16 protein-coding genes are annotated in these 12,913 nt (G+C 50.2%); 10 read left to right on the top strand and 6 right to left on the bottom strand.

The genetic code is table 11. The features are described from left to right. Positions 1-4 precede the first annotated feature (4 nt). Genes rpmF through ndk form a run of 3 tightly spaced genes read right to left on the bottom strand, consistent with a single transcriptional unit; the run spans position 5 to position 931 of the window. Positions 5-154 (bottom strand): 50S ribosomal protein L32, encoded by a 150-nt coding sequence (rpmF, locus tag HAL07_RS03685; protein WP_015106300.1) that lies wholly within the window; start codon positions 152-154, stop codon positions 5-7. Between the two features lie 13 nt (positions 155-167). Continuing rightward, positions 168-533, bottom strand: a complete 366-nt coding sequence (locus HAL07_RS03680) for a DUF177 domain-containing protein (protein WP_053940595.1) — start codon at positions 531-533, stop codon at positions 168-170. Continuing rightward, complete coding sequence (gene ndk, locus HAL07_RS03675) at positions 533-931, bottom strand: nucleoside-diphosphate kinase (protein WP_053945158.1); 399 nt, start codon at positions 929-931, stop codon at positions 533-535. The genes HAL07_RS03680 and ndk overlap by 1 nt, the downstream gene beginning before the upstream one ends. Positions 932-1,057: 126 nt before the next feature. Between ndk and HAL07_RS03670 the strand changes: the two genes are divergently transcribed. From HAL07_RS03670 to HAL07_RS03630, 9 genes are read left to right on the top strand one after another with little or no spacing between them, the layout of a single operon-like run. Continuing rightward, a complete protein-coding gene (locus HAL07_RS03670; protein WP_053945157.1) occupies positions 1,058-2,089 on the top strand; it encodes a type II asparaginase in 1,032 nt (343 codons plus the stop codon). A gap of 36 nt (positions 2,090-2,125) precedes the next feature. Continuing rightward, on the top strand, positions 2,126-3,181 hold the full coding sequence (locus tag HAL07_RS03665) for a GMP reductase (RefSeq protein WP_053940853.1): 1,056 nt from the start codon (positions 2,126-2,128) through the stop codon (positions 3,179-3,181). Next, positions 3,171-3,773, top strand: a complete 603-nt coding sequence (locus tag HAL07_RS03660; RefSeq protein WP_053940854.1) for a molecular chaperone TorD family protein — start codon at positions 3,171-3,173, stop codon at positions 3,771-3,773. The genes HAL07_RS03665 and HAL07_RS03660 overlap by 11 nt, the downstream gene beginning before the upstream one ends. An 8-nt stretch (positions 3,774-3,781) precedes the next feature. Continuing rightward, complete coding sequence (locus HAL07_RS03655; RefSeq protein ID WP_053945156.1) at positions 3,782-4,009, top strand: hypothetical protein; 228 nt, start codon at positions 3,782-3,784, stop codon at positions 4,007-4,009. Positions 4,010-4,018: 9 nt separating this feature from the next. Next, the gene (locus HAL07_RS03650; protein WP_082355819.1) at positions 4,019-6,826 is read left to right on the top strand and encodes a formate dehydrogenase subunit alpha; all 2,808 of its coding nucleotides are present in this window, start codon (positions 4,019-4,021) and stop codon (positions 6,824-6,826) included. A gap of 1 nt (position 6,827) precedes the next feature. Continuing rightward, a complete protein-coding gene (fdh3B, locus tag HAL07_RS03645; RefSeq protein WP_053945154.1) occupies positions 6,828-7,466 on the top strand; it encodes a formate dehydrogenase FDH3 subunit beta in 639 nt (212 codons plus the stop codon). 10 nt (positions 7,467-7,476) lie between these two features. Further along, positions 7,477-8,346, top strand: coding sequence for a formate dehydrogenase subunit gamma (locus HAL07_RS03640; RefSeq protein WP_053945153.1), 870 nt, complete (start codon positions 7,477-7,479; stop codon positions 8,344-8,346). Between the two features lie 52 nt (positions 8,347-8,398). Then, the gene (locus tag HAL07_RS03635; RefSeq protein ID WP_053945152.1) at positions 8,399-8,677 is read left to right on the top strand and encodes a glycosyltransferase; all 279 of its coding nucleotides are present in this window, start codon (positions 8,399-8,401) and stop codon (positions 8,675-8,677) included. A gap of 1 nt (position 8,678) precedes the next feature. After that, positions 8,679-9,536, top strand: coding sequence for a glycosyltransferase family 8 protein (locus tag HAL07_RS03630; protein ID WP_082355818.1), 858 nt, complete (start codon positions 8,679-8,681; stop codon positions 9,534-9,536). On the opposite strand, the gene pdxA is transcribed toward HAL07_RS03630, so the two are convergent. From pdxA to HAL07_RS03615, 3 genes are read right to left on the bottom strand one after another with little or no spacing between them, the layout of a single operon-like run. Further along, positions 9,533-10,456 (bottom strand): 4-hydroxythreonine-4-phosphate dehydrogenase, encoded by a 924-nt coding sequence (gene pdxA, locus HAL07_RS03625; protein WP_053945150.1) that lies wholly within the window; start codon positions 10,454-10,456, stop codon positions 9,533-9,535. The genes HAL07_RS03630 and pdxA overlap by 4 nt on opposite strands. Then, positions 10,446-11,222 carry a pyridoxine 5'-phosphate synthase gene (locus HAL07_RS03620; RefSeq protein ID WP_053945149.1) on the bottom strand — a complete coding sequence of 259 codons (777 nt, stop codon included), beginning with the start codon at positions 11,220-11,222 and terminating at the stop codon, positions 10,446-10,448. The genes pdxA and HAL07_RS03620 overlap by 11 nt, the downstream gene beginning before the upstream one ends. Next, positions 11,213-12,190 (bottom strand): glycosyltransferase family 4 protein, encoded by a 978-nt coding sequence (locus HAL07_RS03615; RefSeq protein WP_082355817.1) that lies wholly within the window; start codon positions 12,188-12,190, stop codon positions 11,213-11,215. The genes HAL07_RS03620 and HAL07_RS03615 overlap by 10 nt, the downstream gene beginning before the upstream one ends. Before the next feature lie 32 nt (positions 12,191-12,222). Here HAL07_RS03615 and HAL07_RS03610 point away from each other — a divergent pair, with 32 nt between their 5' ends. Continuing rightward, entirely contained in the window at positions 12,223-12,816 is a 594-nt protein-coding gene (locus HAL07_RS03610) for a phosphatase PAP2 family protein (protein ID WP_197271562.1), read from the top strand. The last annotated feature ends 97 nt before the right edge of the window (positions 12,817-12,913 follow it).

Below are 12,913 nucleotides of genomic sequence, written 5' to 3'. Positions count from 1 at the left end.
CTGGCTATTTGTAATTGCCTGTGAATCGATTGACAAAATGGGGCAACTTCCAGCTTCCATCCTTGCCTTTAACGGGCATGGCTAATTTAGCTGTGTAGTGGGTGCGGCGTTTTCTCGCCCTTGTTTTACTCACGCGTCTATCAGGTACGGCCATTGTTCATCCTTTATTATGGTTGGTCTAAATAGTGGTAATCGGCTTGGATACTCTGCACTTCAGAGCGCAAAACATCTGCTAAATCAATGATGCCATTAAAACACTCGATGGCATCTAAGGCATCCACGCCCAAGCCCTCTAGACTCTGTTTGGGATCAAACACCCCATCAGAGAGTAGAAGTTTTAAATCTTGAGACAAGGTTTTGTTAAAGACTTCGGCGCTGCGCGCGCACACAACCTGCACCTCTCCGCGCAAATGCCCCTCAAATATAAACAGCTTAGGGGCGACTCGGCGCACCTGCCCGTCCAAGCGCACGCCCTCAAAGGCGCACGCCACAGACTTAGCCAAATGCCCGATTTTTTGCATTTCTAGGCGCACTATTTGCTAAAGAAAAAAGCGATTTCTCTTTGGGCGTTTTCTTCGCTATCGCTGCCATGCACGACATTGGCATCGATGTTTTCGGCAAAATCCGCCCGAATTGTGCCGGGTTTGGCGGCTTTAGGATCAGTCGCGCCCATCAGCTCGCGGTTTTTCTCCACAGCATTCGCCCCCTCTAGCACCATCACCACCACCTCGCCGCTGGTCATAAACGCGATCAAATCGTTGAAAAAAGGGCGGTCTTGGTGGATGGCGTAAAACTCCTCAGCCTGCGCTTGGTTTAGATGCAGGCGTTTGATTTTCACCACCTCCAGCCCCGCCTCTTCAAAACGGGTGATGATTTTGCCGATGATGCGCTTTTTCACACCATCGGGTTTGATGATAGACAAGGTTTGCATACGCGTCCTTACTTGAAATCTAAACCGCCCATTCTAGCAAACGAAGCTAGGGTTTTAGCTTAAGCTATTTGCCAAGCGTGTAGAAAAATGCGCTAGAGTCCTTGTATCTAGTTGCAAGGGGATTTCATGCGGGCTTTTTTGTCTTTGTTGTTGGTGGGGGTGTGTTGGGCCAAGCCCTTGGTCTATGTGCTGGCCACTGGCGGGACCATTGCGGGCAGCTCTGCTAGCCAGTTAAGCAGCGCTTACAAGGCGGGAACTGTTGGCGTGGGGACGCTATTAAGGGCAGTGCCACAGCTTAAAAACCTTGCTGCCATCCAAACAGAGCAAATCAGCAACATCGGTTCGCAAGAGATGGACAACGCCACTTTGTTAAAACTTGCCAGACGCACGCAGGCCTTGCTCGATCGGCCCGAAGTGCATGGCGTGGTGATCACGCACGGGACAGACACGATGGAGGAGAGCGCGTATTTTTTAGACCTTGTGGTGCATAGCAAAAAGCCCATTGTGTTTGTGGGGGCAATGCGCAACGCCAGCTCTCTTAGCGCCGATGGACCTTTAAACCTCTACAACGCCATAGCCGTAGCAGCGGACAAACAAGCGCAGGGCAAGGGGGTTTTGGTGGTGATGGATGGGTGCATCCACGCGGCCAGAGAAGTGAGCAAGACCAACACCACACACACGGACGCTTTTAAGTCCTTAAACACCGGTCCGCTAGGCTCTGTGCTCTATGGCCAAGTGCATTTTTACATGCAACCCACCCGCAAACACACCTTTAACAGCGTGTTTAACATCGCCAGCATTAAAAGCCTGCCACGCGTGGATATTCTCTATGCGCACGAAAACGACAACCCCGACTTTATACAAGCGGCTTTGGCTAAGGGGGCTCTTGGCATCATCAGCGCCGGGATGGGCAATGGCAACCTTTACCCCTCAGTGCTTCAAAGCCTAGCGGGTGCAGTGGCGAGGGGAGTTGTGGTGGTGCGCTCTAGCCGCGTGGGTAGTGGGGAGATCACCCAGCCGGGCGAGATCAACGATGCCAAATACAACTTTTTAACCAGCGACAACTTAAACCCATCCAAAGCGCGGATTTTGCTCATGGTGGCGCTCACAAAGACCCAAGATTTAAAAACCCTACAGCAGTACTTTTTGGAGTATTAGGTTAAAATTGGGGTTTATTCCACATAAAGGCTTGCCATGCACATGGATGCACATGAATATTTGGATTTTGAAGATGTCTTGATCAAACCTAGACGCAGCCCCATTAATTCCCGCCAAGAGGTCGATTTAACCCGCTCATTTAAAACCAAAAGCGGGTTTGTGTTAAACGGGGTGGGGGTGATGGCGGCAAATATGGACAGCGTGGGCACTTTTAGCATGGCTAAGGCCCTCGCACAAGAAAAAATGTTCACAGCTCTACACAAGTTTTACACTTTGGAGCAGTGGGTGGCGTTTGCCAAAGAAAACCCGCAAGTCCTGCCCTATGTCTTTGCCACGATTGGCTCAAGCCAAGCAGAATTAGAAAAATTGGAGCGTATTTTAGAGGCCATCCCCGTTTTGACGAATATTTGTATCGACATCGCCAATGGTTACAGCGCGCATTTTTTGCCCCACATCGCTAAAGTGCGCGAGAAGTTTCCTAATAAAGTCCTGATGGCGGGCAATGTCGTGGGGGCAGAGATGAGCGAGGCACTCGTGCAAGCGGGGGCGGACATTGTCAAGGTGGGCATTGGCCCGGGCAGTGTTTGCACCACGCGCAAAATGACGGGAGTGGGCGTGCCGCAATTTTCGGCCATTGTGGAGTGCGCGCAGGCAGCGCACGCTTTGGGCGGGCTGGTGTGTGGGGATGGGGGCTGTGCTTGTGTGGGCGACATCGCTAAAGCCCTAGCGGGGGGGGCAGATTTTGTGATGCTGGGCGGGATGCTGGCCGGACACGCTGAATCCGAGGCTAAAATCGTAGAAAAAGAAGGTAAAGCTTACGCTCTTTTTTATGGCATGAGCTCTTTTACTGCCATGCAAGAGCACCACGGGGGGGTGCGCTCTTATCGGGCCAGCGAGGGCAAGGAAGTGTATTTGCCCTTTAGGGGAGCGGTTGCGTCCAGTTTGCAAGAGATTTTAGGCGGACTGCGCTCCACTTGCGCCTATGTGGGGGCTATCAACTTAGAGGAATTGCCTAAGCGGGCCATTTTTATTCGGGTGCGCCGGCAAATCAACCCCATTTACAACCATTTAGAAGCCCCGCATGGAAGCTGACTTGATCCACGCCCGGGCGTTGTTTTACCGCCTGTGGCACTATATGGTGATTTTTGTGCAAAGAGAGTCTATTTTTGAGGAGCTAAAGGCCTTAGTGGGGCATTTAAAAAACCACCCCTTTGATTCAAAAACGGCGCAGGCGTGGAAAGAGTTTGACGGCTTTTTAGCGCAGGGCTTAGAGGTTTTTAGGGCAGAGCAAGACGCGCTCTTGTTCGCGCCCGGGGAGCAATTTGTCCCCTTAAGCGCGTCTTATTATTTGGAGGGGCAAGACAATGGCAAGAAACGCCTAGAGGCGATCGACATTTTAAAGCAATCGGGTTTGCAACTCGCAAGCTACACGATCACAAGCCCCGTGGCTGAGGACGATCTGGCGTTTTTAACCTTGATGATGAACGCCTTTTTAAAAGAAATGCTGGGCGATCCGAAATTTTTTGCGTTGCATGAAAAACTTTTTAAGGATTTCTTCCATCTGTTTGGCGATGCTTTTATAGAGGCGATCGCCACACACCAAAAAAGCGTGTGTTACAAAAGTTGTGCTATAATTTTGGGCGCATTTATCCAACACGAAAGGTTATTCTTTAACCTAGCTTAGGAGGTTTGATGGACGAGAACGACAAAGCCCAAACAAGACGCGGGGCTTTAAAGAAACTGGGCGTTTTGGGGGTGGGGGCCCTCTCTAGCCAAAGTTTGCTAGCGACCATGCCTGAAAGGCGTTTTCCCGACACGGATGCGGGCAGCAGCGGCGTGGTGGTGGGCAAGAGCAATAAAAAAGAGATACTTTATCACAAGACCCCCGCTTGGGAGATTTTTTATAAAAGTGTATGGTAAGGAGAACATATGGGTAATTTAAGCCGGCGCTCTTTTTTAAAGATGGGCGCGCTGGGGGCTGGGGCTGGGGCAAGTCTTGCCTTTGCTAACACCAAAGCCACCAAGAAGGAAAGCACGATCGATCCTAACGAAGGGGTCAAACGGGTTAAAACGATTTGCAGCATTTGTTCAGCCGGCTGTGGAATCATCGCCGAGGTCAAGGACGGGGTGTGGATTCGCCAAGATGTTGCTCAAGATCACCCCATCAGCGCGGGTAGCCACTGCTGTAAGGGCGTGGATCAAATCGACCTCGTTAAGTCTAAAATGCGCCTCAAATACCCGCTCAAACGCGAGGGCGGACAGTGGAAGCGCATCAGCTACGAGCAGGCCATTGATGAGATCAGCAAGAAGATGATCGCCATGCGCGAAAAGTATGGCCCTGATAGCATGATGTTTCTAGGCAGTGCGAAAATGAATTCGCAACAAGCCTACTACTGGCGTAAGTTTGCCGCCTTTTATGGGACAAACAACATAGACCACGTCGCCCGCATTTGACACAGCACCACAGTCGCCGGTGTGGCGAATACATGGGGGTATGGTGCGATGACAAACCACTTTGGGGACATTGTCGGGCATTCTAAAGCGATTTTAATGATCGGACTAAACACGGCTGTGAGCAATCCGATCGGCTTTAAGCACTTTTTACAAGCAAAAGATCGCAACAACGCAAAGCTCATTGTGATCGATCCGGTCTTTACCAAGAGTGCGGCTAAGGCGGACATTTATGTGCGGATTCGCTCGGGCACGGACATTGCCTTTGTTTATGGCATGTTGCACTTGATCTTTAAGCACGGTTGGGAGGATAAAGAGGTCATTAAAAACCAAGCCTATGGGATCGATGCGATCAAAAAAGAGGCACTCAAATACACGCCCGAAGTGGTCGAGGACATCACGGGCGTGCCTAAAGACCTACTCATCCAAACCACTAGGGTGTTTGCCACTGCCAAGCCTGCCACGCTGGCGTGGGCTTTAGGGATCACACAGCACACAGTGGGCAGTGGCAACACGCGCATTCTGTCTATTTTGCAATTAGTGCTCGGCAACATGGGCAAAAAAGGCGGGGGCTGTAACATTGTGCGCGGGCATGACAATGTGCAAGGCTCTACGGACATGTGCTGTGTGGCCGACAACTTGCCCGGCTATTATGGCCTCAGTGAGGCCAGCTGGAAGCACTATGCTAAGTGCTGGGGTGTGAGCTTTGAGAGCTTGCAAAAACGCTTTTTTGCCCCCGAGTGGATGCATAAAAAGGGCTTTAGCTTGTCACTTTGGTACGAGGGCGTACTGCAAGAGTCTAAAACCCACTCAAGCGCGCCCATTAAAGGCTTGTGGGTGCAGGGCAATGGGGTGAGCTCTTTAGCGCACAACACCAAAATGGCGCGGGCGATTGAGAAATTAGACCTCATGGTGATTGCCGAACCTTTCTTAAACGAGGCGGCGATTTTGACGGATAGACCCGATGGGGTGTATGTTTTGCCCGTGGCAACCCAATTTGAATGTGAGGGGATCGTGGTCGCCACCAACCGCGCCGCCCAGTGGCGCAGCCAAGTGGTTAAGCCCCTCTATGAAGCCAAGCAAGATCACGAGCTGATGTTTGAAATGGCAAAGAAATTTGGCTTTTATGAAGAATACACCAAAGCCCTGCTCTGTGATTTTGATAAAAACGGGGAATTGGTGCAGGTGCGCCAAACCTTCCAGTGGCCAGAAGACGCGACTAGAGAAATGGCGCGCTCTATCAAAGTGATTGGTCTTGGGGGCTGGACACCCGAGCGGCTCAAAGCCCAACAAGAAAATTGGCACATGTTTGATTACATCAGCCAAGAGGGCTATGGCCCGATGAAGGGGCAATATTACGGCTTGCCTTGGCCAGCTTGGACACCACAACACCCCGGCACGCCTATACTTTATGACATCAGCACCCCCACCAAAGAGGGGGGCATGGGCTTTCGGGCGCGCTTTGGCGAGGAGCACAACGGGCAAAGCCTCTTGGCTGACAAGAGCGTGACCATCAAGGGCTCGGCGATCAAGGGCGGTTACCCTGAAATCACTAAAGCCAACATTGAAAAGGTGCTGGGAATCAAACTCACAGATCACGAAAAGGCGATCATGGGGGATAATTGGAAAGTCGATACCAGCGGGCTCATCCAAAAGAAATGCGATGAAAAGGGCGTTTGTGTCTATGGGAATGCGCGCGCACGCGCCATTGTGTGGAACTTCATCGATCAAATCCCCTTGCACCGCGAACCCTTGCACTCCCCGCGTCCGGATTTAGTGCAAAAATACCCCGCCATTAAAGACCAAGCGAATAACTTTAGGGTGGATGTGCGCTACGCCAGCGAACAAAACAAACAAGAGTGGGCTAAAGAATTTCCCATTGTGATCGCTTCTATGCGCTTGGTGAATTTGAGCGGAGCGGGCATGCTAGAGCGCACCAGCAAGTATCTATCCCACATCACGCCCGAGATGTTTTGCCACATCCACCCCGATTTGGCGCTCAATCACGGGATTAAAGACGGCGAGATGATGTGGGTGCATTCGCCCGAGGGGACTAAGATTAAAGTTAAGGCGATCTTTAGCCACTCCGTAACCCCCGATCGCATTTGCATGCCCTATAGCTTTGCGGGGGTGTTGCAGGGCGTGGATTTGAGTCATCGCTACCCCGAGGGCACCAAGCCCTACACCACCGGCGAGAGCTCGAACACAATCACCAATTACGGCTTTGATCCGGTCACCCAAATCCCTGAGTTTAACGCCGGCTTGTGCCGCATTGAAAAGGCTTAACATGGCAAACTTAGAACCTGCTAAACAAATCCCCAATGCCAATCGCATGAAGTTTTATTGCGATGACAACCGCTGCATCAGCTGTTTCGCTTGCTCTGTGGCGTGTTCGCACTCTAATGAGCTAGAAGTGGGGCTTAATCGGCGCAAGGTCATTACCCTTTATGAGGGTGTGGAGGGCAAGGAAAAGTCTATCTCGATCGCCTGTCAACATTGCACAGACGCGCCCTGCGCGCAGGTTTGCCCCGTGGATTGCTTTTACATCCGTGAGGATGGGATCGTGCTCCACAACAAAGAAACCTGCATTGGGTGCGGTTACTGCCTTTACGCCTGCCCCTTTGGCGCGCCCCAATTTCCCAGAGATGGGGCTTTTGGCGTGCGCGGCGTGATGGATAAATGCACCATGTGCGCGGGTGGGCCTGCGCCCACCCACTCTAAAAAAGAAATGGAGCTTTATGGGGTCAATCGCATCGCCAGCGGGCAAGTGCCCATGTGTGCAGCGACTTGCTCAACTAACGCGCTCTTAGTGGGCGATGCCCTGAGTATTGCTGACATTTACAGAAGAAGGGTCATGGCAAAATACGCCAACGCCCAAGATTTTAAGACCAAAGCTGCGCACCAACTAGAGGGTGCCACACCTTAAGGGAGAGCCCATGAAAAAATTGCTGCTTTTTATGGGGCTTTTGGCGGGCTTAAGGGCGCAAACAACCCCCCTAGATCAAGAGCGCATTTTAGGCATTCTGCCCTACGGGCAGGCCCACACGGGCAAGCTCGGCCAGATTTGGACACTTTGGCAGGGGCATTATTTTTTATGGCTCTTTTTAGCCGTGGTGCTAGGAGTCGCCTTTGCTTTTCTCTTGCACTATCTTGTCATTGGCCCTAAGCAGTTCGCGCATAGCGGCCAGAAAATCCCCTTTTTTAGCCTGTTTAACCGCATCATCCACTGGATAGCAGGGGTCAGCTTTATTTTGCTTGTGCCCACCGGACTGATCATGGTCTTTGGGGATTTCTTTGGGGGAGGGGCGTTTGTGCGCTTTTGTCGAATCACGCACAGCGTGGGCTGTGTGATCTTTATGGTGGCGGTTTTGCCCATGCTCTTTATGTGGTTTAAAGACATGATTTTAAGTCTAGCGGATTTTAAATGGCTCATCATCATGGGGGGCTATCTTTCCAAAGAGAAAAAGCCTGTGCCCGCCTATAAATTCAACGCGGGGCAAAAAACTTGGTTTTGGATCGCCACTTTAGGCGGGTTTGTGATGATCGCCAGCGGAGGGATTTTATACTTCAACACCGCCGATTTGAGCCAAATTGCTAACTTTTTTGGGCTCTATCAAATCTCACTTTTGCGTTTAAGCGCGCTGGTGCATAACTTCTTTGGGCTGGTGCTCGTGGGTTTTTTTATCGTGCATTTGTACATGTCCTTGTTTGCCATTAAAGGCTCTTTGCACTCCATGATCGATGGCAATAAGGAGCTGGAGGAGGTCAAAGTTTTGCACAGCTTGTATTTAAAAGAGGGGCATTAAAAGCTTTCATTAAGCTAAGGGGGGTTAGCATGGAAGCTTTTAAAGGCTTTGTATGTCCGACCCCCTAACTATTCCCGTTGTTGTGGCATTTAATCAGAGCTATTGCCTACCCGCTGGTGTGGCCTTGCATTCCATGCTTACCCACGCTGCCCACACATACGAAAATATCCCCCTGTTTTATAAAATTCATTGTCTAGTGCAGGGCGTGGATGCCACCCATAAGCTTAAGTTAGAGCAGAGTCTAGCCTCTTTTAGAGATTTTTCTAGTGTGGAATTCATAGATATAGAATTAGCCACAAGCCACAAGCCACAGCGTAGCCGAAAAATTTAATATTCTCTTTAAATCTTTAAGCCCTTTCGCCCAAAAACGCTTTTCGCCCTTGATTCTCACCCGCTTTATCTTGCCCTCTTTATTTCCCCAATACGACAAACTCATCATGTGCGATGTGGATGTGGTTTTTACACAAGACATGAGCGCGAGCTACTTTGCCCTAGATGCCGAAAGTCCCTATTACCTAGCTGCGGCCAAAGAGTTTAGACGTGATGCCAGTGTAGCAGACTTGATCGAAACACGTCAAATATGGGCAATCACCGCAGGGATGCCCATCTCTAGGCATTTTTTATCTCAAGAACAATGGCAAATCATCTATAAAAACCCCTTCAATACGGGGTTTGTTGTCTTCAACCTAAAAGCTTGGCGCGCACACAATCTAGAGGAACAATGTGTGGCGTTTTTCTCTCAAAAAGGGCATGGACTCTTTTGCCCAGAACAAGACACCTTGACGCTTTTGTGCCATCAAAATATCCTAGAATTGCCATCCACCTACAACACCAACCCCTGCGATTTTGGTGTAAAAGAGCACTCCAGGCATCAAGGCATTAAGGACCCTAAAGAAGTCATCATGTGGCATTTTTATAGTGCCGATTCAGACAAGCCATGGAAGCCAGAAAACTTCCATACAGCCCAAATTTGGATCAACGCTTTATTGCACACCCCCTTTGCCCCCATTTACTTTGAAAATTATTACAACTGGCTCAAGGATAATGACTTGCGGGCTCATTTTGTGCGCTTTGAATCCCTACTGACGAAACGATTTCTGATAGGCTATATCCTGTATAAAATCCAAAGGATTGCCAAACGCTCATGGATTAAATTTTGCCTTTGGCGGAAATTAAAAAGGCTTTCTTAAAGCCCCACCAGCCACCTAATGGCATTTTCATAGCTTTTGGGGCTTGCCTTGTTTTGGTAGGCGATGTCAAAGGCGCAGCCGTGATCGACTGAGGCCCTTTTGATGGGTAAATTTAAAGACACATTGATGCTCTCTTCAAAATAAAGAGCCTTAAGGGGGGCTAACCCTATATCGTGATAAAGGGCCACAAAATGGCGGTGTTTTGCCCTAAAGTGGGGACTAAAGGCGCTATCAGCCGGCACGGGCCCTAAGAATTTGGACGTGTTTAAAAGGGCGTTGGCTTGCTCGATCGCCTCTTGTACCTCTTTATCTTGTACGCCAATCGCCCCATTGTCTCCACAATGCGGATCGATTCCCAAAACCACAATGGGCTCTGGGGTGTCTAAGACTTGTGCCAAAGTGTGTAAAAACTCTTTTAAAGGCTCTAGGCACACCTTTGTGCTCACCGCGCTTAAGGGGATGTGCTCGCTAAAGAGCGCGACCCACAGCTTAGGGCAACCAAGCATCATGATCGCCTCTTGTCGGTAGCGTTGCCTTAAAAAGGCGGTGTGCCCGGGGGTGGCAATGCCCGCCAGCTGCCAAGCGTGCTTGTGGATGGGCAAAGTGCAAACCCCGCTCACCACCCCGTCATCGGCCAAATCCAAAGCGCGTAAAAAGCTCGCATGGCTGTAAAACCCGCTCTCTTTGTCTATGCTAGCGGGCTTGATGGTGGGTTGTGCGGCTTTAGGGGCGGCACACTGCATGTTTTCTAGGGCTTTGGTGTAGGCGTGGCTTAAGCGGGCGTTGGCTTGCGCTAAAAGCTCACTATGCACGCAATAGATGGGCTGGCAACTTTGGCTGATGCTAAAGTGTGCCTTTAGGGCAATCTCTGGCCCCACGCCTTGAATGTCCCCAATAGAAATGGCGATTTTAGCGCGCATGCATCGCCTCTTGCATGGATTTAATCGCCTGCTCTAGCCCAACGATCACCGCCCGCGCGATGATGGCATGCCCGATGTTGAGCTCACTAAGGCCCTCAAGGCGCGCGACTAACCCAACGCTGGCATAATTCAAGCCATGCCCGGCGCACACTTCAAGCCCCATTTTTTGCCCCGCTAGCGTGCTTTGCACTAGCTCCTCTAAACTCTCCTCGAGCATATTTTTTAAAGTGGCGCTGTCCTTTGGTAAATCTAGGCGGTTTTTATGGTGTTTAAAGCCCGTGTAAAGGGTGTTAAACACATTGCTAAACTTGCCCGTGTGTAGTTCCACAACCTTAACGCCTAGCGCGCACGCCAATTCTAAATTTTGCACACTCGGGTCAATGAAAAGGGCAACTTCGATCCCACAATCGGCGTAAGCCTTGATCGTGTCTTTTAATTGGGGATGTTTTAAATTTAGTCCCCCCTCTGTGGTGATCTCCGCCCGCCTTTCAGGCACTAAAGTTGCTTTAAAGGGGCGCAAATGGCATAAAATTTTGGTGATTTCAGGGTCAATGGCACACTCGGCGTTGATGGGCAGGGGGGCGTGCTTGAGGATGCTTTTCACATCGTCCTCGTGGATGTGGCGGCGGTCTTCTCTTAAATGTAAAGTGATTAAATCCACGCCCGCATTTTTGGCGATAAAGATCGCTTCTAAGGGGTCTGGCTCGTGGATTTTTCTTGCCTCTCTTAGCGTGGCGATGTGATCGATGTTTAGCCCTAAGCGCATGTTGTCCCTTTTTTGAGTTTAGAATACAGCTTGAGATACACCCACACAAAAAGAGCGATGAGAATCAAGAGGCCGTAGGGATGGTGGCGGCATAAAAAACTGCCCCACATAAAGGGGAGATTGGCAAGCACCACCAGCAAGCCCGTTAAGGCGTTGGGGTTTAAAAAACAAGGCTTCTTTTGCAAGGCTTTAAACAGCAAGGTGTGTAGGTGCAGGGCATCTGGCATGGTCGCCTTTTGTTTTTGCAACTTACGCCGCGTGATGGAAAACAACACTTCTGTTACAGGATAGATCATTAAGGCCAGCCCAAACCACGCGCTTGCCGCCCCCTTTAAGGCTAAATCCATAAGCGCCGCTCCCAAAATAAAACCCAAAAGATAAGCCCCCCCATCGCCTAAAAAAACGAGCCCTTTAGGGAAGTTCAACACTAAAAAGCCCAACAAGGCGCAGAGCATGGCTAAAATGAAGGGGTTTGGGGCGGCTAGATACATAAAGCCTAAAGCCAACACCCCAAAGCCCCCGGCTAGCCCGTTAAAGCCATCGATGATGTTCATGGCATTGACCACGCCCACGAGCATAAAGACACTCAAGGGCAAGGCCAAAAGCAAGGGGAGGCTAAAAATCGGAGCAAAGTCTTTTAAAATCAAGGGGGCAAAGAGCACCACCACAAACACGCCCAGACTCTGTAAAATGAGGCGCATTTTGGGGCTTAAAGAGAAGTTTAAATCCTCTAAAAAGCCGCTGATAAAAATGAGCACTCCCCCTAAAAACCCCCACATGCCCAAAAACCCCCCACTAAAGACAAACACGACAAACACACCCAAACCCCCCGCTCTAGGGGTTTTTTTGGTGTGAAAGCCTTGGGGTTTGTCGGCATTGTCGGTGAAAATCTCAGATTTTTTAGCGTAAAAAACCACGCCCAAGACACAAGCAAAACTTAGCAAAAAATAGCCAAACATAAAGGGCATTATACCCTAAACAAAATGCTATAATGGAGGTTATGCTGAAAAAATTAGGTCGTTTGTGCTTGGTGTTTTTATTGTTGAGTGGTTTAGGGCGCGCGGAGATTTCAAGGGATGCCGTGATCTTAGAAGACATCGGGGATGTCTTGCGGCTGATGCCTGTATTTGTAGGCATTGTGAGCCTTGGCATGCGCGATTATCGGGGGCTGGGCGAGCTTACAATCGGCTCTTTAGTCACGCAAGGGGTGATCTATGAAGTGAAAAATATTTTTTCGGATGCCCATAAAAGAGGCGCGCATGTGCCCTTTGCCAAAAGGCCTTGTTGTGATAGCTGGCGGGGGATGCCAAGCGGGCATGCGGGGGGGGCGTGGAGCGCGGCTGGCTTTGTCTATTACCGCTATGGCTGGAAGCCCGCCCTGCCCGTGATCGCCCTAGCGATTTTAACCGATGCGAGCCGTGTAGTCGCGCGCGAGCATTCGATCTTGCAAGTGGTGGTTGGGTCTTTAATTGGCTGGGGCTTTGCGTATTTATTCACGAGCAAATACCGCAAAAACTGGGAATTGTACCCAGAGATTGGCTGGGACAGCAAGGGCTACGCCCGCTATGGGATGCGGTTTCATTATAGATTTTAAGTGGTTTAAAGTGGGATTTTGTTATAAGGGGTGGTTCGTACCTAGTTGTTATTGCTTGAGTCCATCTTGCGATATTGTGCGTCCGTCAGATTAGGTA

The organism is Helicobacter ailurogastricus, assembly GCF_001282945.1.
GTDB classification, from domain to species: Bacteria; Campylobacterota; Campylobacteria; order Campylobacterales; family Helicobacteraceae; genus Helicobacter; species Helicobacter ailurogastricus.
This window is presented reverse-complemented; position numbering and strand designations above follow the sequence as displayed.

Bases quoted from the DNA above. Each gene is read 5' to 3' on its own strand.
- pdxA (WP_053945150.1), bottom strand. From the start codon at position 10,456: ATGCGCGCTAAAATCGCCATTTCTATTGGGGACATTCAAGGCGTGGGG.
- HAL07_RS03660 (WP_053940854.1), top strand. From the start codon at position 3,171: ATGGAAGCTGACTTGATCCACGCCCGGGCGTTGTTTTACCGCCTGTGG.
- HAL07_RS03620 (WP_053945149.1), bottom strand. From the start codon at position 11,222: ATGCGCTTAGGGCTAAACATCGATCACATCGCCACGCTAAGAGAGGCA.
- fdh3B (WP_053945154.1), top strand. From the start codon at position 6,828: ATGGCAAACTTAGAACCTGCTAAACAAATCCCCAATGCCAATCGCATG.
- HAL07_RS03610 (WP_197271562.1), top strand. From the start codon at position 12,223: ATGCTGAAAAAATTAGGTCGTTTGTGCTTGGTGTTTTTATTGTTGAGT.
- HAL07_RS03670 (WP_053945157.1), top strand. From the start codon at position 1,058: ATGCGGGCTTTTTTGTCTTTGTTGTTGGTGGGGGTGTGTTGGGCCAAG.
- HAL07_RS03635 (WP_053945152.1), top strand. From the start codon at position 8,399: ATGTCCGACCCCCTAACTATTCCCGTTGTTGTGGCATTTAATCAGAGC.
- HAL07_RS03655 (WP_053945156.1), top strand. From the start codon at position 3,782: ATGGACGAGAACGACAAAGCCCAAACAAGACGCGGGGCTTTAAAGAAA.
- HAL07_RS03665 (WP_053940853.1), top strand. From the start codon at position 2,126: ATGCACATGGATGCACATGAATATTTGGATTTTGAAGATGTCTTGATC.
- rpmF (WP_015106300.1), bottom strand. From the start codon at position 154: ATGGCCGTACCTGATAGACGCGTGAGTAAAACAAGGGCGAGAAAACGC.
- ndk (WP_053945158.1), bottom strand. From the start codon at position 931: ATGCAAACCTTGTCTATCATCAAACCCGATGGTGTGAAAAAGCGCATC.
- HAL07_RS03615 (WP_082355817.1), bottom strand. From the start codon at position 12,190: ATGCCCTTTATGTTTGGCTATTTTTTGCTAAGTTTTGCTTGTGTCTTG.
- HAL07_RS03640 (WP_053945153.1), top strand. From the start codon at position 7,477: ATGAAAAAATTGCTGCTTTTTATGGGGCTTTTGGCGGGCTTAAGGGCG.